This window comes from Streptomyces sp. NPDC048197 (assembly GCF_043202395.1).
Taxonomy (GTDB): Bacteria; Actinomycetota; Actinomycetes; order Streptomycetales; family Streptomycetaceae; genus Streptomyces; species Streptomyces siderophoricus.
Genome location: NZ_JBIDAJ010000038.1, coordinates 1 through 20,667, shown reverse-complemented (window position 1 = coordinate 20,667; position 20,667 = coordinate 1). Strand labels below are relative to the sequence as shown.

Here is a 20,667-nt window from a genome sequence, read left to right as displayed (position 1 = left end):
TCACCGTGCGGTGCTGCGGATGCCTCCCGACGTGCGGAATAGGCCGCCGAGTGGAAACGTTCGTCATGCACGTATCAAGGGCTCGCCGTGTCGACGCCCTGCCCCGTTCCCTGACGACTTCTCACGACTTCGCACGCTTCTCACGACGTCTGAGACGACACTCCTTCCGCCGCCTGGAGGCCACACGTATGACGCAGACGACGACGGATCAGCTCCCCGGAAGGGGCGTGGGTACCGTGGGCGCCACCGAGGCCCCCGCGGTGTCCGGACCGGCCGCGGACGGACAGCGCAGAGCCGGCGGTGCCCTCGTCCCGATCCTCGCCTTCGCCGGCATCGTCGTCGCGGTGATGCAGACGCTGCTCGTACCGGTCATCAAGGACCTGCCGGTGCTTCTCGGTACCGCACCGAGCAACGCCACCTGGGTCATGACGGCCACCCTCCTCGCCGGTGCCGTCGCCACCCCCATCATGGGACGGCTCGGCGACCTCTACGGCAAGCGGCGGATGCTGCTGACCAGCCTCGCGGTCATGGTCGTCGGCTCGCTGGTCTGCGGGTTCACCAGCGACCTGGTCACGATGATCGTCGGGCGGGCGCTGCAGGGCTTCGCCATGGGCGCGATACCGCTCGGCATCGGCATCATGCGGGACGCGCTGCCGCGCGAACGGCTCGGCTCGGCCATGGGCCTGATGAGCTCGTCCATAGGCGTCGGCGGCGGACTCGCGCTGCCCGTCGCCGCCCTCGTCGCCCAACACGCCGACTGGCACAGCCTGTTCTTCGGTGCCGCCGGACTCGGCGTGCTCTCCATCCTGCTCACCCTGCTCCTCGTGCCCGAGACGCCGGTCCGCGCCCCGGGCCGCTTCGACGTGGCGGGCGCCGTCGGGCTCTCCGCGGGGCTGGTGGCCCTGCTGCTGCCGATCACCAAGGGCAGTGACTGGGGCTGGAGTTCACCCACCACCCTCGGGCTGTTCGGGATCGCGGTGCTGGTCCTGGTGCTGTGGGGCGTGATGGAACTGCGCATCGCCGACCCGCTGGTGGACCTGCGCACCACCGCCCGCCGCGAGGTGCTGCTGACCAACCTCGCCTCGATCACGGTCGGGGTGGCCTTCTACGCGATCTCGCTGGTGCTGCCGCAGCTGCTGCAGCTGCCCGAGTCGACCGGCTACGGCCTGGGCGAGTCCATGGTGGTGGCCGGCCTGTGCATGGCGCCCCTCGGGCTGACCATGATGCTGGTCGCGCCGGTGTACGCCCGGATCGCGGCCCGCCGCGGCCCGAAGGCGACGTTGCTGCTGGGCATGCTGGTCATCGCCGTCGGATACGGCGCGGGCATCGGCCTGATGAACGCTGCCTGGCAGACCGTCATCATCGCCGTGGTCGTCGGCGCCGGCATCGGGCTGGCGTACTCCTCGCTGCCCGCGCTGATCATCGGCGCCGTCGACGCCTCCGAGACCGGCGCGGCCAACGGCCTGAACACCCTGATGCGTTCGATCGGTACCTCGGTGTCGAGCGCGGTGATCGGCATGGTGCTGGCCCATATGTCCCAGCGGATGGGGCCGGTCACGGTGCCCACCATGGCCGGCTTCCGGGTCTCCTTCCTGATCGCCACGGCCGCGGTCGTCCTCGGCGTGGCGCTGGCCTCCTTCCTGCCGTCACAGCGCAAGCCGTCCCGGCCGACCCTGGTGGCCCGGAGCACGGACGATGCCGAGCACGGGCCAGGTGAGGTCGGCGAGGACGGCCTCGACCACGGGACCGGCCGGGGCAGCGACATCGACATCGACATTCCGACCGATACCGACCGCGGGACGGACCAGGGCGACGGCGCGGACACCGACCGGCGGACCGGCCGGGACAGCAAGGAAAGCGGGGCCGCGTCCGGCCCCCGGCCCGGATTCCGGGGACGGGTCCTCGGGTCCCACGGCGGGCCGGTCCCCGGTGCGAGCGTCACGCTGATCGACCACCAGGGGCGGCAGGCCGGCGTCACCACCGCCGCGTCCGACGGGCGGTACGCGCTCGCCGCCCCGGCGGCCGGTACGTACGTCCTGACCGGCGCCGCGCCCGGACACGCCCCGTACGCCGCCTCCGCGACCTACCGCGGGGCAGGTATGACCGTCGAGACCGATCTGCTGCTCACCGTGAGCGGCCGGCTCCACGGCACGCTGCGCGGCGGCCCCGGGGGCACTCCGCTCGCCGGCGGCGGCATCGTCGTCACCGATACGGCGGGCGAGGTGGTGGCCCGGACGGCCGCCGGGGCCGAGGGGCGGTGGGAGGTCACCGAACTCCCGCCCGGCAGCTACACGCTGGTCCTCAGTGCCCTCGGCCACCAGCCGCAGGCCCGTGCCGTGGACGTGTCCGGTGACGCCGGCCAGGAACGGCAGGACGTCCGGCTGCGGCCGGCCGCCACCGTCCGCGGCACGGTACGCGGGCCGGGCGGCCGCCCGCTGGCCGACGCCGCGGTGACCCTCCTCGCAGACGCAGACGCAGACGCAGACGCAGACGCAGACGCAGACGCGGACGGCATGGTCATCGGGCACACCGTCACGGGACCGGATGGCGCATTCGCCTTCGCCGGCCTGAGCGGAAGCCGGTACACCCTCACCGCGGCCGGCTATCCGCCGCACGCCACCCCGATATCCCTCCCCGGCGGCGCCGAGCAGACCCACGATCTGACCCTCACCCAGCCGGCAGCGACCAGCCCCCAGCTGTCCGCCCCCGACCTCCAGCCGTCCGCCACAGACGGCTGAGCGAGGGGGCGCACCGGCCCGGCCCGTACGCTCGCCCTCACCGCCCCACTCACCGCCCCGCCAACTGCCCCAGGGTCTCGTCGAATTCCTCCCGCAGGATCCGGCTCGCCGTCGTGCCGTCGCCGTCCGCGAGGGCGTCGACCAGCGCCGCGTGCCGGGCGTCGCCGGGCTGCGGGTCCCGGCCGCGCAGGTCCAGCAGCTCGACGAGGTCGATCAGACCCTGGCGCAGGGCGGGCACGAACTCCGTGAAGAGATCGGTCAGTACGGGGTTGTGCGCGGCCGCGACGACGGCCGCGTGCAGGGCGATGTCCGCGTCCACGAACGCCGCGGTGCCGGATCCGGCGGCGGTACGGCGGCCCTCCAGGGCGGCGCGCAAGGCGGCGACATCGTCGTCGGTGCGCCGGACGGCGGCCAGTTGGGCGGCCTGTACCTCCACCATGGCGCGGACCTCGTAGACGTCCCCGACGGCTGCGCGGCGCAGCCGGGTGGGCCAGTCCTCGGTGGGCTCGGCCGCGATCACGAACACGCCGGCGCCCTGGCGCGGCTGGACCAGCCCCGCACCGGCCAGCGCCCGTAGCGCCTCGCGCACCGTGGAGCGGCCGACGCCGAGGGTCTTGGCCAGGGTGGTCTCACCGGGGAGCCGGGTGCCCACCGGCCAGTCGCCCCCCGTGATCTGGTCCCGCAGCCGCTGGACGGCCTGTTCGACCAGGGGGCTGGGGCGGAGCGCTTCGAGCGGCATGCCGTGGTACCTCGCACCTTCCGAACACTTGGTTCCGAACACTCGGTTCCGAACACTCGGTTCTGGACGTCTCCATTCCGAACCCCTCAGGTTGTCTGAGGAGTTGATGTGTGGTTACTGTACCCGGCATGACGCTGCGTGGTCTCCTTCTCGGCCGCCGTGGCGGGGCCTGACGCGACCGGCACCCCGCCGCGGGGTTCGGTGCTGCCGGTCTCCCTCCGGCTCCTGTGAAGGAAACGCGATGTCCCACGAGATCTCCCACGAGATGCCCAGCCCCCACCGCGGCACCTCCAACACACGTACCGCCACCGGCTCTTCCCCCGCCGGCGGCCCATCGCCCGCCCCCGCCCCCGCCCCCGCCCTCCGTACACCCGCCGGCCCCGTCCCCGCCGACGCGCCGGTGTGGAACCCGCAGCGCCACAGCGCGATGCCGTCCCACCGCTACCGGCCCGCGCACCAACGCGTCGAGGTGCCGCGCATCACCCGGGCCTGGCCCGCCGCCCGGATCGAGCGGGCCCCGCTGTGGGTGCCGGTCGATCTGCGCGACGGCAACCAGGCGCTCGCCGAACCGATGGACATCCCGCGCAAGCGCCGGATGTTCGATCTGCTCGTCGCCATGGGCTTCAAGGAGATCGAGGTCGCCTACCCCTCCGCCAGCCGCACCGACTTCGACTTCGTCCGCCATCTGGCCGAGAGCGGCGCGGTGCCGGACGACGTCACCGTGGTCGTCTTCACCCCGGCCCGACGCGAGCTGATCGAGCGGACCTTCGCCGCCATCGACGGCCTGCCGCGCACCGTCGTGCACCTCTACACGGCCACCGCGCCCACCTGGCGCGAGGTGGTCCTCGGCCGCAGCCGGACCGAGGTGCGTGACCTGGTGCGGGACGCGGCCATCCAGATGGCGCGGCTGGCCGCGGCCCGCCCGCAGGCCGACATCCGGTTCCAGTTCTCGCCCGAGGTCTTCAACCTCACCGAGCCCGATCTCGTCCTGGAGATCTGCAACGGTCTGACCGAGCTCTGGGACGCCTCCCCGGAGCGCCCGGTGACCCACAACCTCCCGGCCACGGTGGAGGTCGCCACGCCCAATGTGTACGCGGACCAGATCGAGTACATGCACCGCCATCTGGAGCGACGGGACGCGGTCGTGCTCTCCGTGCATCCGCACAACGACCGCGGCACCGGCGTGGCGTGCGCGGAACTCGCCGTTCTGGCCGGGGCGCAGCGCGTGGAGGGGTGCCTGTTCGGGAACGGCGAGCGGACCGGGAACGTCGACCTGGTCACCCTCGCGCTGAATCTGCACACCCAGGGCGTCGACCCGATGATCGACTTCTCGGACCTCGCGACCGTGCGCCGCACCGTGGAGGACTGCATCCGGCTGCCCGTCCACCCGCGGCACCCCTATGCCGGCACCCTGGTGCACACCGCCTTCTCCGGCACCCACCAGGACGCCATCAGCAAGGGCCTGGCCCACCACGCCCGGCGCGCCGCCGAACTCGGCGTACCCGAGTCCGAAGCGCCGTGGGCGGTGCCGTACCTGCCGGTCGACCCGGCGGATCTGGGGTGCAGTTACGAGGCGGTCATCCGGGTCAACAGCCAGTCGGGCAAAGGGGGGATCGCACATCTGCTGCGGCTCCACCACGGCCTGGACCTGCCGCAGGGGATGCGGCCGGACTTCTCCCGCGTGGTCCAGCGGGCGACCGACGACAGCGGGCAGGAGGCGACCCCCAAGGAGCTGTGGGAACTGTTCCGCGGCAGCTATCTGGACCCGGGGGAGGAAGGGCCGCTGACCCTGGACTCCTGGACCGCGACCGAACCCGTACCGGGCGAGCACCGGATCCGCTGCACACTGGGCCGCGCCGGGCGTCCCGGGGACGCACGGCAGACCGAGGGCACCGGCAACGGTCCGCTCGCCGCCTTCACCGCCGCGCTGGCGGCCACCGGCCACCCCGCCGAGCTCCTCGACTACGCCGAACACGCCCTCACCTCCGGGCCGGACAGCGCCGCCGTCGCCTACGTCCGGTGCCGCATCGGCGGCGTCCCGTACTGGGGCGCGGGCCAGGACACCTCCGTCCTGACCGCCTCCCTGCGGGCCGTGCTCGCGGCCGCCAACCGGGCGGAGCGGGACCGGGGGGAACGGAAGTAGCGCCCGGCCGCGGGCCGGCTCCCCGGCGCCGGGGCGGGCGTAACGGTGCCGAACGGGGGTAACCGGGATTTCTACGGCAACCCGGTTGCCGATCCGCCGACCACCGGAGCCGACCAGGGAGCCGGGAAGTGGCCGAACCTGGTGGTGCCGCGTCCGCAACTCGGGGATTTTCTGCGAGCCTGAGCGGCGCCCCGGAATCCCGGCTGGTCGAAGACGTGCCGGAGGTATCGGCGCGCCGCCCGGGCCGGCTCGTTAGTGGTGTGTTAGTGCCTCGTTAGCGGACCGGCAGCGCCCGGGGCCACGCTGGAAGAGCAACGGACGGACCGTACGCAACCAAACGACGAGCTCGCACCTACCAGACGAGGGGGAGACACTCATGTCGCTCACCACCAAGACACTCGGCCGTGGCCGCCGTGTCGCCGCCGGATCGCTGATCGCCGTCGCGGCGCTCACGCTCACCGCCTGCCAGGACGGGACCGGCGCCGCCTCCCGCCCCTCGTCGGCCGCCGCACCCGCCACCTCCCAGGAGGCGGGCAGCGGTGCCGAGCCGTCGGGCAGCACGACCGGCGGTACCCAGCAGTCGGCCGGTGGTGAGCGGCCCTCGGCGAATGCGGCGAATTCTGCGTCCGCCGGCAGCAAGGCGAAGGGCAACGTGCCGGGCACCACGGAGTCGCGCGCCTCGGTCATGACGGCGTCGGACCGCTGCACCGCCGCCAACATGTCGCTGCGGCTGGGCGCCTCCGACATCGGCGCGGGCAACATCCGCTACCCCCTGGTCTTCACGAACAAGGGCAAGAAGGCCTGTACGCTGCGCGGCTTCCCCGGGGTCTCGCTGATCCAGCGGGACGGCTCGCCGGTCGGCAAGCCCGCCACCCGGGAGGGCGGCCCGGGCGGTGCGGTCCGTCTCCAGCCGGGCCAGAGTGCGCACGCCGTGCTGCACACCGTCAACGAGGGCGTGTCGGACACCCCCTGCTGGAGCCGTTCGCAGCTCGTCTTCGTCTACCCGCCCGGCTCCAAGGAGTCGATGACCACCGGCAGCCGCGGCCTGCGGGTGTGCGGCGGCCGGTTCGACGTGACCGCGGTGCAGGCCGGTTCGCTGGGCTGACGGACGGCACGGCTTTCGGCACGGCTTTGCGAGGGCGCCCGGTACTCCGGGTGCCCTCGAGCCATTTCCGGGCCTTCACCGCAACGGCCCAGGACAACCGGCCGCGCACCGCGTGGGGTGTTACCAAGGTGAACGGAAGTCCCGTACGGGGCTTTCGTTACGGATTCGCCGAGGAGACCCCATGTCCGCAGCATCGAGCGTGGCCCCCCAGTCCGCCGCGGACGGAAAGCCGTCCACCGAGGACCAGCCGCCGATCCACATCCTCTGGATCAACGCCGGCCTGAGCTGCGACGGTGACTCGGTGTCGCTCACGAACGCGACCCAGCCCAGCATCGAGGAGATCGCGCTCAGCGTGCTGCCCGGCCTGCCCAAGGTCGCCGTCCACTGGCCGCTGATCGATTTCGAATGCGGGCCGGTCGGCGGCGCGGACACCTTCATCGAGTGGTTCTTCAAGGGCGAGCGCGGCGAGATCGACCCGTTCGTGCTGGTCATCGAGGGGTCCATCCCCAATGAGGCCATCAAGCCGGAGGGCTACTGGTGCGGTTTCGGCGACGACCCGGAGACCGGCCAGCCGATCACCACCAGTGAGTGGATCGACCGGCTCGCCCCCAAGGCCCTCGCCGTCGTCGCCATCGGCACCTGCGCCACGTACGGCGGGATCCACGCGATGTCCGGCAACCCGACCGGCGCCATGGGCGTGCCCGACTACCTGGGCTGGGACTGGAAGTCCAAGGCCGGCATCCCGATCGTCTGCGTGCCCGGCTGCCCGATCCAGCCGGACAACTTCGCCGAGACCCTGGTCTACCTGCTCTACCAGGCCGTGGGCGCGGCCCCGATGATTCCGCTCGACGACCAGCTGCGGCCCACCTGGCTCTTCGGCGCCACCGTCCACGAGGGCTGCGACCGCGCCGGCTACTACGAGCAGGGCCAGTTCGCCACCGCCTACGACTCGCCGAAGTGCCTGGTGAAGATCGGCTGCTGGGGTCCCGTGGTCAAATGCAACGTGCCCAAGCGGGGCTGGATGGACGGCATCGGAGGCTGCCCCAACGTCGGCGGCATCTGCATCGCCTGCACCATGCCCGGCTTCCCCGACAAGTTCATGCCGTTCATGGACGAGCCGCCCGGCAGCAAGCTCTCCAGCACCGCCAGCGCCGCGTACGGCGGGGTCGTCCGCCGCCTGCGCGACATCACGGCCAAGACCGTCGACCAGGAACCCAAGTGGCGGCACCGCGGCGACCAGCTGACCACCGGATTCCGCCGGCCGTGGTGACCGTACGGACCGTGCAGCGGCCGACCCGGCCCCGCTCGCCGTCCGGCACCCCCGCCGCCCCGTGCGACCCCACCTCCCGCGTACAGAAGAAGGGCAACGGCACACACGATGGCACCGACGACTAAGGCGGCCGGTGACGGCAGCGGTCTGACGGAGATGTCCTGGGACCCGATCACCCGGATCGTGGGCAGCCTGGGCATCCACACCAAGATCGACTTCAAGCAGAAGCGGGTCGCGGAGTGCTACAGCACCTCGTCGGTCTTCCGCGGCTACAGCGTCTTCATGCGCGGCAAGGACCCGCGCGACGCGCACTTCATCACCAGCCGGATCTGCGGCATCTGCGGTGACAACCACGCCACCTGCTCGGTCTACACCCAGAACATGGCCTACGGGGTCAAGCCGCCCCACCTGGGGGAGTGGATCATCAACCTCGGCGAGTCCGCGGAGTTCATGTTCGACCACAACATCTTCCAGGAGAACCTGGTCGGCGTCGACTACTGCGAGAAGATGGTCCGCGAGACCAACCCGGGCGTCTGGGAACTCGCCCGGCGCACCGAGGCCCCGCACGCCGGCGAACACGGCTACCGCACCATCGCCGACATCATGAGCTCCCTCAACCCCATCGAGGGCGAGTTCTACCGCGAGGCGCTCCAGGTCAGCCGCTACACCCGGGAGATGTTCTGCCTCATGGAGGGCCGCCATGTGCACCCCTCCACGCTCTACCCGGGCGGCGTCGGCACCATCGCCAGCGTCCAGCTCTTCACCGACTACCTCAGCCGGCTGATGCGCTACGTCGAGTTCATGAAGCGGGTCGTCCCGCTCCACGACGACCTCTTCGACTTCTTCTACGAGGCGCTGCCCGGCTACGAGGAGGTCGGCCGGCGGCGCGTGATGCTCGGCTGCTGGGGCGCCTTCAACGACCCCGACCACTGCGACTTCACCTACCGCAACATGACGGACTGGGGCCGCAAGATGTTCGTCACCCCGGGCATCATCGTCGACGGCAAGCTCGTCACCAACGACCTCACCGAGATCAACCTCGGCATCCGCATCCTGCTGGGCAGCTCCTACTACCAGGACTGGGCGGACCAGGAGAAGTTCGTCACCCACGACCCGCTGGGCAACCCGATCGACGCCCGCCACCCGTGGAACCAGCACACCATCCCCGCCCCGCAGAAGCGCGACTTCGCCGACAAGTACAGCTGGGTGATGTCCCCGCGCTGGTTCGACGGCAAGGAGCACCTCGCGCTGGACACCGGCGGCGGACCGATCGCCCGCCTGTGGTCCACCGCGCTCTCCGGACTCGTCGACACCCCCTACGTCAAGGCCACCGGCCACAGCGTCGTCATCGACCTGCCGCGCAGCCTGACCCGCCCCGAGGCCCGCTTCGAGTGGCAGATCCCCAAGTGGAGCAACGCGCTGGAACGCAACCGCGCCCGCACCTACTTCCAGGCGTACACCGCCGCCATGGCGCTGCACTTCGCCGAACAGGCCCTGGAGGAGGTCCGCGCCGGACGCACCCGGACCTGGGAGAAGTTCGAGGTCCCCGACGAGTCCATCGGCGTCGGCTTCACCGAGGCGGTCCGCGGCGTCCTCTCCCACCACATGGTCATCCGGGACGGGAAGATCGCCAACTACCACCCGTACCCGCCGACACCGTGGAACGCCAGCACCCGCGACACCTACGGCACCCCCGGCCCTTACGAGGACGCGGTGCAGAACACCCCCATCTTCGAGGAGAACCCCCCGGAGAACTTCAAGGGCATCGACATCATGCGCACGGTGCGCAGCTTCGACCCCTGTCTGCCCTGCGGCGTCCACATGTACGTCGGCGACGGCAAGACCGTCCGGGCCGAGCACGTCCCCACCGGGCTGAGCGGACTGGCCGGATGAGCGCCCCCACCGACCGCCAGGCACCGCCCGCCGCACCCAGCGCCGAAGAGGCCGGCCGCCGCATCGAGGAGGTGCTCGACCGGCTCACGCAGAACGGCGACCCCGCCACCGGCGCCGCCGCCGAGGAACTGGTCCGCGTCCTGATGGACTTCTACGGCGCCGGGCTCGCCCGCATCATGCACCACCTGGAGCGCACCCCGGACGGCACCGGGCCGCACCCCGCCCAGCGCACCGCGCTGCTCGGCGACCCCCTGGTCACCAGCCTGCTCGCGCTGCACGATCTGCACCCCGAGGACACCGAGGCCCGCATCGGACGGGCCCTGGAGAGCGTCCGCGGCCGGCACCCCGCCGAGACCGCCGGCTTCGACCCGGACACCGGCACCCTGCGGCTGCGGGCGGCCGACGCCGGCGGCTGCGGCTGTTCCGGCGCCGACGGCACCGGCCGGCAGACCGTGGAAGCAGCGGTCAGCAGCTTCGCCCCCGAGGTCAGCACCGTCGAGTGGGAGGCGGCACCGGCCGCCGACGAACCGGTCCTGCTGCAGATCTCCAGCCGCCCGCCGGCCCCTGCCACCGCCTCATGACCGGCAGTCAGCCGGTGGCCACGCGCCTGGGACCGCACACCGCCCACCGCGGGCTGCGCCGCTTCCGCGCCCCGACCCCGGCCACCCCCGAACGCTGCGAACTGTGCGGCGTGGTGCTCGCCGACCACAACCACCGCCACCTCGTCGACACCGAACGCCGGGCCCTGGCCTGCGCCTGCACGCCCTGCGCCCTGCTCTTCGAACAGCCCGGCGCCGGCCGCGGACGGTTTCGCACCGTCCCCGACCGCTATCTCACCGACCCCGGCCACACCCTCGACGAGGCGGCCTGGGACCTGCTGCGGATCCCGGTCGGCGTCGCCTTCTTCCTCCGCCACTCCGACCTGGACCGGCTGGTCGCGCTCTACCCCAGCCCGGCCGGCGCCACCGAGAGCGAACTCGACCCCGCCGCCTGGGAAACCGTACTCGCCGGCAGCCGCCTCGCCCCGCTCCTCCGGCCCGACGTCGAGGCCCTGCTGCTGCGCCGCACCGACGACCGCACCGACTGCTACCTGGTACCGATCGACATCTGTTACGAACTCGTCGGCCGGATGCGGCTGTTGTGGCACGGCTTCGACGGCGGCGCCGAAGCCCGCGCCGCGCTCACCGACTTCTTCACCACGGTCGCCCGCCGGGCCCGCGAGCCGAGGGAGGACGACCGGCCGTGACCGAGCTGACCTTCGACTGCACCGGCGTCCGCGCCGACCGCCGCGCCGCCGCACCCACCCTCCTCTTCCGGCTGCGCCTGTCCACCGCCGACCCCGCCGACCGGGTGCACGCCGTCGCGCTGCGCTGCCAGATCCGGATCGAACCCGCCCGCCGCGACTACCGGCCCGACGAGGCCGAGGCGCTCACCGACCTCTTCGGCGACCGCTCCCGCTGGAGCAGCACCCTGCACCCCCTGCAGTTCGCCCAGGTCTCCCACGTCGTCCCCGGCTTCACCGGCACCACCGAGATCGAGCTGCCCGTCCCCTGCAGCTACGACCTCGACGTCGCGGCCGGCCGCTACTTCCACGCACTCGCCGACGGCGAGGTCCCGTTGCTGCTGCTGTTCTCCGGCACCGTCTTCGCCGGTGCCGGCGGCTTCCGGGTCCACCCCGTCCCCTGGCACAAAGAAGCGCAGGTGCGGATGCCGGTGACGGTCTGGCAGGAAATGATCGAGACCCACTTCCCGGGCTGCGGCTGGCTGCGGCTGCCCCGCACCACCCTCGACGCGCTGCTCGCCTACCGCTCCCGGCACGCCCTGCCCTCCTGGCAGCAGGCCGTCGAGGCGCTGCTCGCCGCGGCCGGCGACGACCCGCCGCCCCCGCCGCCCGCCCGGCACGCACGGCCCTTCCCCGGCACCGCCGCCCGCCCGCTCGCCGAGAGGACCGCCCCATGACGACCGGCATCCGGCCCGACGGGATGACGGACCGCTTCGCCGCCGCCCGCCAGGTGGCGGACGCCGTGCTGTTCGAGGGCTATGTGCTCTACCCGTACCGCGCCTCCGCCGCCAAGAACCGGCTGCGCTGGCAGTTCGGCGTCCTCGTCCCGCCCGGCTGGACCGCCGCCGGCGCCGAGCACGCCCACCAGCGCACCGAATGCCTGATGGAACCGAAGTCCGGCGCCCGGCTCTCGGCCGAACTGCGGTTCCTGCACGCCCAGCGCCGCACCGTCCAACGCCTGCGCCCCGACGGCGACTTCGAGACCGTCGACGAACTGGAACTGCCCGACCGGGTGCTGGTCCCCTGGGACGAGGCCACAGAGGAACGCCTCACCCTCGACGCCGCCGTCACCGAACTGACCGGCACCGGCCGCACCCTGCCGTTCACCCGGCCGGCGAGCGAGGAGACCGAGCCGGTGCACGACGCCGACGGACGCCTCATCGGCCGGCTGGTGCGCCGCCGCGCCCGGATCGACGGGCGGATCCGGCTGACCGCGAGCCCGCTCGACGGACCGTACGCCGCACTGCGGCTGACCGCGACCGTCGAGAACACCGGCGACTGGGCCCCCTCCGGCAGCACGGACCGGACCGACGCACTGCCGCACGCACTGATCGGCGCCCACCTCTTCCTCGGCCTGAGCGCCGGCCGCTTCCTGTCCCAGACCGACCCGCCCGAATGGGCCCGGGCCGCCGTCGCGACCTGCCGCAACGAACACACCTGGCCGGTGCTGGCCGGCGAACCGGGCCGCGCCGACGTGGTCCTGTCCTCGCCGATCATCCTGGAGGACCACCCGGCCGTCGCCCCCGAAAGCCCCGGCGCGCTCTACGACGCCCTGGAGATCGACGAGATCCTCGCCCTGCGCACCGCGGCCCTCACCGACCAGGAGAAGCGCGAGGCGCGCGGCACCGACCCGCGCGCCGCCGACGTCATCGCACTCGCCGACACCATGCCCCCCGAGGTCCTCGACCGGCTGCACGGCGCCGTACGCGCACTGCGCGAGGTCACCGGCCCCGGCCCGGAGGCACCCGGCGACCAGGCCCCCGACGTGCCCGGCACCCGCCCCGGCACGCCTTGGTGGGACCCGGGCGGCGACCGCGACGTCGACCCCGCCACCGACCGGATCAGCATCGACGGACGGCCGGTCGGCGCCGGCAGCCGGGTGCTGCTGAAGCCCGGCCGGCGCCGTACCGACGCCCAGGACCTCTTCCTGCACGGCCGCACCGCCCTCGTCGAGGCCGTACTGCACGACGTGGACGGCGGGGTGCACCTCGCGGTGACGCTGGAGGACGACCCGGGCGCCGACATCCGGCGCGAACAAGGCCGCTTCCTCTACTTCCAGCCCGACGAACTCGCTCCCCTGGAGGCCCTGTGAGCGCCCCCGCCGCCGGCGCCGCCCGGCCGCCCGAGAAGACGCTGATCGCCGGCGTCGGCAACATCTTCCTCGGCGACGACGGCTTCGGCGTCGAGGCCGTCCGCCGGCTCGGCGCACACCCCCTCCCGGACGGCGTCGAGATCGTCGACACCGGCGTACGGGGCGTCCACCTCGCCTACCAGATGCTGGACGGCTACGACATGGTGCTGCTCGTCGACGCCACCGCCCGCGGCGCCGAACCCGGCACCGTCCACCTCCTCGACGCCACCGAACCGGCCACCCCGCGCCCGCGGGCCGCCGCCCTCGACGCCCACCACATGACCCCCGACGCGGTGCTCGCACTGCTCGACACCCTCAGCGCCGGCACCGGTGGCCGCCCGCCCCGGCGCGTCCTCGTCGTCGGCTGCGAACCGGCCGACACCGCCGAGGGGATCGGCCTGAGCGACCCGGTCGAGGCCGCCGTCGACGAGGCCGTGGAACTCATCCTGCGCCTGGTCGGGGCCGACGCGCCCGCAGAAGCAGAAGCAGAAGCAGACGCGTACACAGACGTGGCCGGGGAGACGGACGCGGACGCAGACACCGACGCAGACACCGACGCGGACACCACCGAGAGGAGCACCACCCCATGCTGAAACTGATCCTCGGCACGGCGGCCGCCGCCGTGCTCGCCCTCGCCCTGAAGAGCAACCTGCCCGACATCAAGCGCTATCTGCGCATCCGCGCGATGTGACCGCGGCGGCGCTGCACCGAACGAAGGACGCCGCAGCGCCGCCCCGGCGAGGCACCCCGGCCCGCCCGCGCCCGCGCCGTCTAATGATCCCAAGGGCCCGGGGCGGCCCCGCGCGGATCCGCGGACCGGCCCGGCGGCACCCATTAGTCCCGCAGCAGAGAGGGACCGATGCACGAGATGTCCATCGCGCTCGCGGTCGTCGACCAGGTCGACGGCGCGACCCGGCCCGCCGGGGCCACCGCGGTGCGCAGCGTCCGCCTCCAGGTCGGCGAACTCGCCGGAGTGGTCCCCGACGCACTGACCTTCTCCTTCCAGCTCGCCTGCGCGGGCACGGCGCTGGAGGGCGCGGAACTCGCCATCGAACCGGTACCGGCCCGCGCCCGCTGCGGCGCCTGCGCCCGGACCTGGCCGCCCGGCATGCCCCCGCAGCTCGCCTGTCCGGGCTGCGGCGGGACGGACACCGAGCTGCTGTCCGGCCGTGAACTGCAGATCGTCCGGGTGTGCTGGCACGACACCGTGCCGCACCCACCGATTTCCCAGGAGCGCTGAACCATGTGCCGTGTCGTCGACCTGCAACAGGCGGTTCTCGCCAAGAACGACGCCTGCGCCCACACCCTGCGCGAGGACCTCGCGGCCCGCGGCACCGCGCTGGTCAACCTGCTCTCCAGCCCCGGCAGCGGCAAGACCGCCCTCCTGGAGCGCGAACTCACCCTCGCCCGCGAGCGCGGCATCCCGGTGGCCGCGCTCACCGCCGACCTGGCCACCGAGAACGACGCGGTCCGCCTCGCCCGCTCCGACGTACCCGTCAAACAGATCCTCACCGACGGGCTGTGCCACCTGGAGGCCGAGATGCTCGGCGGGCACCTGCACGACTGGCTCCCCGCCGACACCCGGCTGCTGTTCATCGAGAACGTCGGCAACCTGGTCTGCCCGGCCTCCTACGACCTCGGTGAGACCCTGCGGGTGGTGCTGGCCTCGGTGACCGAGGGCGAGGACAAGCCGCTGAAATACCCCACCGCCTTCGGCCTCGCCCACCTGGTCGTGGTCACCAAGACCGACATCGCCGAGGCGGTCTCCTTCGACGAGAAGGAGTTCCGCGCCAACGTCGAACGGGTCAACCCCGGCGTCGAGGTGCACCTCACCTCGGTGCGCCAGGGCGTCGGCGAGGGAGTGCTGCTGGACCGGGCGCTGGCGGCCCGCGACGGCGCGCCGGTCCACATCCCCGTGATGACCCGCACCTCCCACCACGTCCACGACGACGGCGAACCTCAGCCGTGCGACGAGCACTCCGCCGACCCCGGCACCGTGGCGTCGAGCCGCTCATGACCACCGGGCAGGTCGACCGGGCCCCCGCGGGCGCCCCCGCCCCGGTCACCGCACGCCGCAGGATCACCGTGCGCGGCGTCGTCCAGGGCGTCGGCTTCCGCCCGTTCGTCCACGGCCTCGCCACCGAACTGGGCCTGGCCGGTCATGTGACCAACACCGGCGAGGGCGTGCTCGCCGAGGTCGAGGGCCCGCCCGCCGCGCTCGCCGCCTTCGGCGCCCGGATCGCCGGCGAAGCGCCGCCACTGGCCGTCGTCGACGCCGTGGAGGGCGAGGACCTCACCGCCACCGGCGACACCGGCTTTCGCATCCTGCCCTCCCACGGCCAGGGCCCCTCCCGCACCCTGGTCGCACCCGACGCCGCCACCTGCGACGCCTGCCTGGCCGAACTGGCCGACCCGGCCGACCGCCGCCACCGCCACCCCTTCATCACCTGCACACACTGCGGTCCGCGCTTCACCATCGTCACCGCGCTGCCCTACGACCGGGCCCGCACGACCATGGACCGCTTCCCGATGTGCCCGCGCTGCGCACGGGAGTACGCCGACCCGGCCGACCGGCGGTTCCACGCCCAGCCGATCGCCTGCCACGACTGCGGCCCCCGGCTGCGGCTGCTGCTCGCCGAGCCCTCCGAACTCTCCGCCCCCACCGCTGCGCCGCGGCCCGCACCGGACCCCGACCCGGTCGCCGCCACCCGGCAGCTGCTCGCCGCCGGCGCGATCGTCGCCGTCAAGGGCCTCGGCGGCTACCACCTGGTCTGCGACGCCACCGACGACACCGCCGTCGCCCTGCTGCGCCGCCGCAAGGCCCGCGGCGACAAACCCTTCGCCCTGATGGCCCGTCAGATCGACGACCTCGCCCACCTGGTACGCATCCGGTCCGCGGAACGCGCACTGCTCACCGGCCCCCAGCGCCCCATCGTCCTGCTCCGCCGCAGCCCGCACCCCGCACCCGCCCCTCACGCACCGGTGCCGTCCCCCGCCGTCGCCCCCGGCAGCCCCGACCTGGGCGTCATGCTGCCGTACACCCCGCTGCACCACCTGCTGCTCGGCCTGCCCGACGACCCCCATGGCCCCCGGCTGCTCGTGATGACCAGCGGCAACCTCGCCGGCGAGCCGATCGTCACCGACGACGAGGACGCCGTGCGGCGGCTCGCCGGACTGGCCGACGCCTGGCTCACCCACGACCGTCAGATCCGCGTCCCCTGCGACGACTCGGTGGTCCGGGTCACCGACGACGGCGAGCCGCTGTTCGTCCGCCGCTCCCGCGGCTACGCCCCGTTCCCGGTCCCGCTCCCGGTGCCGGTCCGCCCCGCGCTCGCCGCAGGCGGCGACCTGAAGAACGTGCTCTGCCTGGCCGAGGGCCGCCGCGCCTGGCTGTCCGCGCACATCGGCGACATGGACGACCTCGCCACCCAGCTCGCCTTCGAAAGGGCCGAGGCGCACCTGGAGACGGTCACCGGGGTCCGCCCCCAACTCCTCGCCGCCGACCGGCACCCCGGCTACCGCTCCGGCCAGTGGGCCCAGCGGCACACCGACGGCCGTCCGCTGGTCCGCGTCCAGCACCACCACGCCCACATCGCCGCGGCCATGGCCGAACACGGCCTCGACGGCAGCCGCCCGGTCATCGGCGTCGCCTTCGACGGCACCGGCTACGGCGACGACCAGGCCGTCTGGGGCGGCGAGATCCTGCTCGCCGACTACGACGGCTACCGCCGCTTCGGCCGCCTCGCCTACGTACCGCTGCCCGGCGGCGACACCGCCGTACGCCGCCCCTACCGGATGGCCCTGGCCCACCTGCGCGCGGCCGGCATCGACTGGGCCGCGGACCTCCCGCCGGTCGCCGCCTGCCCGCCCGACGAACGGCGGCTGCTCGCCCGGCAGCTCGAACGCGACCTCAACTGCGTACCCACCTCCAGCATGGGCCGCCTCTTCGACGCGGTGTCGTCCCTGGCCGGGATCTGCCACCGCGCCGGATACGAGGCACAGGCCGCACTCGCCCTCGAAGCCGCGGCCCTGACCGCCGGCGAGGACCCCGCACCCGGTTACGCCTTCGCCCTGCGCACCGGCCCCGACGCTCCGGCGGACCGCGCGGCCGCCGACACCGTCGCCGACCCGGCGCCGCTGCTCACGGCCGTCGTCGCGGACCTCCGGGCCGGCACCGCACCGGCACTGATCGCCGCCCGCTTCCACACCGCGGTCGCCGGACTCGTACGGCGCTGCTGCGCGCTCGCCCGGGAACGCGCCGGCCTGACGACGGTCGTCCTCACCGGCGGGGTGTTCGCCAACACCCTGCTCGCCGAGGCCGCCGCCCGGCTGCTGCGCCAGGACGGCTTCACCGTGCTGCGACACCGCCGGGTCCCGCCCAACGACGGGGGCCTGGCGCTCGGCCAGATCGTCGTGGCGGCGCGCACCGCACCCGTGCACGGCGGGGTCGGCGTGCCCTGAACGGCGCCGCGGCCGCGGCGGACGACGCTTGATGACGAGGAGAGGCCCATGTGCCTGGCGGTACCCGGCAAAGTACTGGACATCGAGGAACGGGACGGCACCCGGATGGCCACCGTCGACTTCGGCGGGGTGGTCAAGGAGGTGTGCCTGGAGTACGTCCCCGACCTCCAGGTCGGCGAGTACGCGATCGTCCACGTCGGCTTCGCGCTGCAGCGCCTGGACGAGGACTCGGCCCGCCAGACCCTGGCCCTCTTCGAAGAACTGGGGCTGCTCCAGGAGGAGTTCGGCGACCCGTGGGAGGCGGCGGCCGCGGAGGCGGGCGCCGCACCCGCGGCCGTCGGCGGCGACACGGCGCGGGAGGCGCGGAAGTGAAGTACATCGACGAATTCCAGGACCCCGAGCTGGCCCGCCGGCTGCTGGACGACATCCGGGCCACGGCTACCCGGCCGTGGGCCCTGATGGAGGTCTGCGGCGGCCAGACGCACACCATCATCCGGCACGGCATCGACCAACTCCTCCCGGAACAGGTTGAGTTGATCCACGGGCCAGGCTGCCCGGTGTGCGTCACACCGCTGGAGGTGATCGACAAGGCACTGGAGATCGCCTCCCGACCGGGCGTGATCTTCTGCTCCTTCGGCGACATGCTCCGGGTCCCCGGCAGCGACCGCGACCTGTTCCAGGTGCGCGGCGAGGGCGGCGACGTACGGGTGGTGTACTCCCCGCTCGACGCGCTGAAGACCGCCCAGCAGAACCCCGAACGCGAGGTGGTGTTCTTCGGCGTCGGCTTCGAGACGACCGCCCCGCCCAACGCCATGACGGTCCATCAGGCCCGCAAGCTCGGCATCCGCAACTTCAGCATGCTGGTCTCGCACGTCCGGGTCCCGCCCGCCATCGAGGCGATCATGAACTCACCCAGCTGCCGGGTCCAGGCGTTCCTCGCCGCCGGCCATGTGTGCAGCGTGATGGGCATGGCGGAGTACCCCGCACTGGCCGAACGCTTCCGGGTCCCGATCGTCGTCACCGGCTTCGAACCGCTGGACATCCTGGAAGGCATCCGCCGCACCGTGCGCCAACTGGAGCGCGGCGAACACACCGTGGACAACGCCTATCCGCGTGCCGTCCGCAGCGAGGGCAACCCCGCCGCGCAGGCCATGCTCGAGGACGTCTTCGAGGTCACCGACCGCACCTGGCGCGGCATCGGCACCATCCCCGCCAGCGGCTGGCGGCTCTCAGAGCGCTACCGCGACCACGACGCCGAACACCGCTTCTCCGTCGAGGGCATCACCACCCGCGAACCGGCCGCCTGCCGCAGCGGCGAGGTCCTCCAGGGGCTCATCAAGCCGAACCAGTGCGAGGCGTTCGGCACCACCTGCACCCCGCGCACCCCGCTGGGCGCCACCATGGTCTCCAGCGAGGGCGCGTGCGCCGCCTACTACCTGTACCGCCGACTCAGCACCCCGCCCACCCCGCTGGAGGCGAGCCCCGTTGCCTGACACCCCGCACACCCCGCTGACGACGTCGCACGCGTCCCACGCCCCCGCCGACGCCCCCACCCCGGCCGACCGCGGACTGCCCACCGTCGACATCTCCGGCTGGACCTGCCCCACCCCGCTGCGCGACCAGCCACGGGTCGTCATGGGACACGGCGGGGGCGGCGCGCTCTCCGCAGAGCTCGTCCAGCAGATCTTCGTGCCCGCCTTCGGCGGCGAGGTCCTCGCCCAGCTCGGCGACTCCGCCGCGGTCTCACTGGGCGGCGCCCGCCTGGCGTTCTCCACCGACTCCTTCGTCGTCCGTCCGCTGTTCTTCCCCGGCGGCAGCATCGGCGACCTCGCCGTCAACGGCACCGTCAACGACCTCGCCATGAGCGGCGCCCGGGCCGCCTACCTCTCCTGCGGCTTCATCCTGGAGGAGGGCGTGGAGATGCCGGTGGTCGCCGGTGTCGCCGATGCGATGGGCGCGGCCGCCCGGGTCGCCGGCGTCGAGGTGGCCACCGGGGACACCAAGGTCGTCGAGGCGGGCCACGGCGACGGCGTCTACATCAACACCGCCGGCATCGGTCTGATCCCGGAAGGCGTCGACCTCCGCCCGCAGCGCGTCGTCCCCGGTGACGTGGTGATCGTCAGCGGCGACATCGGCGTGCACGGCGTGGCCATCATGAGCGTCCGCGAGGGCCTGGAGTTCGGCGTGGAGATCGAGAGCGACTGCGCGGCGCTCGGCGGGCTCGTCGAGACCATGCTGGCGGTCACCCCCGACCTGCACGTCCTGCGCGACCCCACCCGCGGCGGCCTGGCCGCGGCGCTGTGCGAGATCGCCTCCGCGTCCTGCACCGGCATCGTCATCCAGGAACGCGCCGTCCCGGTACCCCCCGCGGTCGCCAACGCCTGCGCCATCCTCGGGCTGGACCCGATGTACGTCGCCAACGAGGGCAAGCTCGTGGCCTTCGTCCCACGCGAACACGCCGACGCGGTACTGGACGCGATGCGGAGGCACCCGTTGGGTGCGAACGCGGCGATCATCGGCGAGACCGTCGCAACCCACCCCGGCATGGTCGTGGCCCGCACACCCCTGGGGGGCACCCGTGTGGTGGACCTGCCGCTGGGCGAGCAGTTGCCGCGCATCTGCTGACTTCCCACGTACCTGGCCGTCCCGCCGCGGGGCTCGCCGTTGTGCGCTTTGGGGCGCCTCCCACGTAGTTGGCCGTCCCGCCGCGGGGGTTGCTCGCCGTTGCGCTTTGCGGCGCCGCGCACGTAGCCGTCTGCGGCGCCGCGGGGCTTCTCGCCGTTGCGCCTGCGGCGGGCTGGGTGGGTGTCGGGTGCGGTGACGGACCTCCGGGGCCGGTGTTTGGGACTGCTGACGCTTTACGTCCCAAACACCGGCCCCTCCGGCCCGTCCCCTCCCGTTGGGG

General features: G+C 73.1%; 18 protein-coding genes. 17 read left to right on the top strand and 1 reads right to left on the bottom strand.

Going from position 1 to position 20,667, the window contains the following annotated elements; translation table 11 throughout:
* Positions 1-188: 188 nt before the first annotated feature.
* Complete coding sequence (locus ACGF4C_RS33095; protein ID WP_393571347.1) at positions 189-2,738, top strand: MFS transporter; 2,550 nt, start codon at positions 189-191, stop codon at positions 2,736-2,738.
* A gap of 49 nt (positions 2,739-2,787) precedes the next feature.
* Here ACGF4C_RS33095 and ACGF4C_RS33090 read toward each other — a convergent pair whose 3' ends face one another.
* Entirely contained in the window at positions 2,788-3,477 is a 690-nt protein-coding gene (locus tag ACGF4C_RS33090) for a FadR/GntR family transcriptional regulator (protein WP_393571345.1), read from the bottom strand.
* Positions 3,478-3,904: 427 nt separating this feature from the next.
* Between ACGF4C_RS33090 and ACGF4C_RS33085 the strand changes: the two genes are divergently transcribed.
* The 16 genes from ACGF4C_RS33085 to hypE all read left to right on the top strand — a co-directional run bounded on the left by ACGF4C_RS33085 (position 3,905) and on the right by hypE (position 20,387).
* Entirely contained in the window at positions 3,905-5,620 is a 1,716-nt protein-coding gene (locus ACGF4C_RS33085; protein WP_393571432.1) for a 2-isopropylmalate synthase, read from the top strand.
* Positions 5,621-5,996: 376 nt separating this feature from the next.
* A complete protein-coding gene (locus ACGF4C_RS33080; protein WP_393571343.1) occupies positions 5,997-6,725 on the top strand; it encodes a DUF4232 domain-containing protein in 729 nt (242 codons plus the stop codon).
* Between the two features lie 181 nt (positions 6,726-6,906).
* Positions 6,907-7,995, top strand: a complete 1,089-nt coding sequence (locus ACGF4C_RS33075) for a hydrogenase expression protein HypE (RefSeq protein WP_030416750.1) — start codon at positions 6,907-6,909, stop codon at positions 7,993-7,995.
* A 108-nt stretch (positions 7,996-8,103) separates the two neighbouring features.
* Positions 8,104-9,888, top strand: a complete 1,785-nt coding sequence (locus ACGF4C_RS33070) for a nickel-dependent hydrogenase large subunit (RefSeq protein ID WP_393571341.1) — start codon at positions 8,104-8,106, stop codon at positions 9,886-9,888.
* The gene (locus ACGF4C_RS33065; RefSeq protein ID WP_393571339.1) at positions 9,885-10,469 is read left to right on the top strand and encodes a hypothetical protein; all 585 of its coding nucleotides are present in this window, start codon (positions 9,885-9,887) and stop codon (positions 10,467-10,469) included. Before ACGF4C_RS33070 ends, ACGF4C_RS33065 begins: the two co-directional genes overlap by 4 nt.
* Complete coding sequence (locus ACGF4C_RS33060; RefSeq protein ID WP_393571337.1) at positions 10,466-11,134, top strand: DUF5947 family protein; 669 nt, start codon at positions 10,466-10,468, stop codon at positions 11,132-11,134. Before ACGF4C_RS33065 ends, ACGF4C_RS33060 begins: the two co-directional genes overlap by 4 nt.
* A complete protein-coding gene (locus ACGF4C_RS33055) occupies positions 11,131-11,847 on the top strand; it encodes a DUF6084 family protein (RefSeq protein WP_362148334.1) in 717 nt (238 codons plus the stop codon). The genes ACGF4C_RS33060 and ACGF4C_RS33055 overlap by 4 nt, the downstream gene beginning before the upstream one ends.
* Complete coding sequence (locus ACGF4C_RS33050; RefSeq protein WP_393571335.1) at positions 11,844-13,262, top strand: hypothetical protein; 1,419 nt, start codon at positions 11,844-11,846, stop codon at positions 13,260-13,262. Before ACGF4C_RS33055 ends, ACGF4C_RS33050 begins: the two co-directional genes overlap by 4 nt.
* Positions 13,259-13,894, top strand: coding sequence for a hydrogenase maturation protease (locus ACGF4C_RS33045; RefSeq protein WP_393571333.1), 636 nt, complete (start codon positions 13,259-13,261; stop codon positions 13,892-13,894). Before ACGF4C_RS33050 ends, ACGF4C_RS33045 begins: the two co-directional genes overlap by 4 nt.
* Positions 13,888-13,992 carry a DUF6893 family small protein gene (locus ACGF4C_RS33040; protein ID WP_393571331.1) on the top strand — a complete coding sequence of 35 codons (105 nt, stop codon included), beginning with the start codon at positions 13,888-13,890 and terminating at the stop codon, positions 13,990-13,992. The genes ACGF4C_RS33045 and ACGF4C_RS33040 overlap by 7 nt, the downstream gene beginning before the upstream one ends.
* Before the next feature lie 168 nt (positions 13,993-14,160).
* Entirely contained in the window at positions 14,161-14,541 is a 381-nt protein-coding gene (locus ACGF4C_RS33035; RefSeq protein WP_393571329.1) for a hydrogenase maturation nickel metallochaperone HypA, read from the top strand.
* Between the two features lie 3 nt (positions 14,542-14,544).
* Positions 14,545-15,318: a hydrogenase nickel incorporation protein HypB gene (gene hypB, locus ACGF4C_RS33030; protein ID WP_393571327.1), complete on the top strand. Its 774-nt coding sequence runs from the start codon at positions 14,545-14,547 to the stop codon at positions 15,316-15,318.
* The gene (gene hypF / locus ACGF4C_RS33025) at positions 15,315-17,762 is read left to right on the top strand and encodes a carbamoyltransferase HypF (protein ID WP_393571325.1); all 2,448 of its coding nucleotides are present in this window, start codon (positions 15,315-15,317) and stop codon (positions 17,760-17,762) included. The genes hypB and hypF overlap by 4 nt, the downstream gene beginning before the upstream one ends.
* Before the next feature lie 48 nt (positions 17,763-17,810).
* Positions 17,811-18,134 (top strand): HypC/HybG/HupF family hydrogenase formation chaperone, encoded by a 324-nt coding sequence (locus ACGF4C_RS33020; protein ID WP_201811825.1) that lies wholly within the window; start codon positions 17,811-17,813, stop codon positions 18,132-18,134.
* Positions 18,131-19,255 carry a hydrogenase formation protein HypD gene (gene hypD, locus ACGF4C_RS33015; RefSeq protein WP_393571322.1) on the top strand — a complete coding sequence of 375 codons (1,125 nt, stop codon included), beginning with the start codon at positions 18,131-18,133 and terminating at the stop codon, positions 19,253-19,255. Before ACGF4C_RS33020 ends, hypD begins: the two co-directional genes overlap by 4 nt.
* A gap of 142 nt (positions 19,256-19,397) precedes the next feature.
* Positions 19,398-20,387 carry a hydrogenase expression/formation protein HypE gene (gene hypE / locus ACGF4C_RS33010; protein ID WP_393571430.1) on the top strand — a complete coding sequence of 330 codons (990 nt, stop codon included), beginning with the start codon at positions 19,398-19,400 and terminating at the stop codon, positions 20,385-20,387.
* The last annotated feature ends 280 nt before the right edge of the window (positions 20,388-20,667 follow it).

What these genes read in the sequence shown, in the direction of transcription:
- ACGF4C_RS33060 (WP_393571337.1), top strand. Translation starts at nt 10,466, where the DNA reads ATGACCGGCAGTCAGCCGGTGGCCACGCGCCTGGGACCGCACACCGCC.
- hypB (WP_393571327.1), top strand. Translation starts at nt 14,545, where the DNA reads ATGTGCCGTGTCGTCGACCTGCAACAGGCGGTTCTCGCCAAGAACGAC.
- ACGF4C_RS33095 (WP_393571347.1), top strand. Translation starts at nt 189, where the DNA reads ATGACGCAGACGACGACGGATCAGCTCCCCGGAAGGGGCGTGGGTACC.
- ACGF4C_RS33065 (WP_393571339.1), top strand. Translation starts at nt 9,885, where the DNA reads ATGAGCGCCCCCACCGACCGCCAGGCACCGCCCGCCGCACCCAGCGCC.
- ACGF4C_RS33090 (WP_393571345.1), bottom strand. Translation starts at nt 3,477, where the DNA reads ATGCCGCTCGAAGCGCTCCGCCCCAGCCCCCTGGTCGAACAGGCCGTC.
- hypE (WP_393571430.1), top strand. Translation starts at nt 19,398, where the DNA reads ATGGGACACGGCGGGGGCGGCGCGCTCTCCGCAGAGCTCGTCCAGCAG.
- ACGF4C_RS33050 (WP_393571335.1), top strand. Translation starts at nt 11,844, where the DNA reads ATGACGACCGGCATCCGGCCCGACGGGATGACGGACCGCTTCGCCGCC.
- ACGF4C_RS33035 (WP_393571329.1), top strand. Translation starts at nt 14,161, where the DNA reads ATGCACGAGATGTCCATCGCGCTCGCGGTCGTCGACCAGGTCGACGGC.
- ACGF4C_RS33040 (WP_393571331.1), top strand. Translation starts at nt 13,888, where the DNA reads ATGCTGAAACTGATCCTCGGCACGGCGGCCGCCGCCGTGCTCGCCCTC.
- ACGF4C_RS33075 (WP_030416750.1), top strand. Translation starts at nt 6,907, where the DNA reads ATGTCCGCAGCATCGAGCGTGGCCCCCCAGTCCGCCGCGGACGGAAAG.
- ACGF4C_RS33070 (WP_393571341.1), top strand. Translation starts at nt 8,104, where the DNA reads ATGGCACCGACGACTAAGGCGGCCGGTGACGGCAGCGGTCTGACGGAG.
- ACGF4C_RS33080 (WP_393571343.1), top strand. Translation starts at nt 5,997, where the DNA reads ATGTCGCTCACCACCAAGACACTCGGCCGTGGCCGCCGTGTCGCCGCC.
- ACGF4C_RS33020 (WP_201811825.1), top strand. Translation starts at nt 17,811, where the DNA reads ATGTGCCTGGCGGTACCCGGCAAAGTACTGGACATCGAGGAACGGGAC.
- ACGF4C_RS33085 (WP_393571432.1), top strand. Translation starts at nt 3,905, where the DNA reads ATGCCGTCCCACCGCTACCGGCCCGCGCACCAACGCGTCGAGGTGCCG.
- hypF (WP_393571325.1), top strand. Translation starts at nt 15,315, where the DNA reads ATGACCACCGGGCAGGTCGACCGGGCCCCCGCGGGCGCCCCCGCCCCG.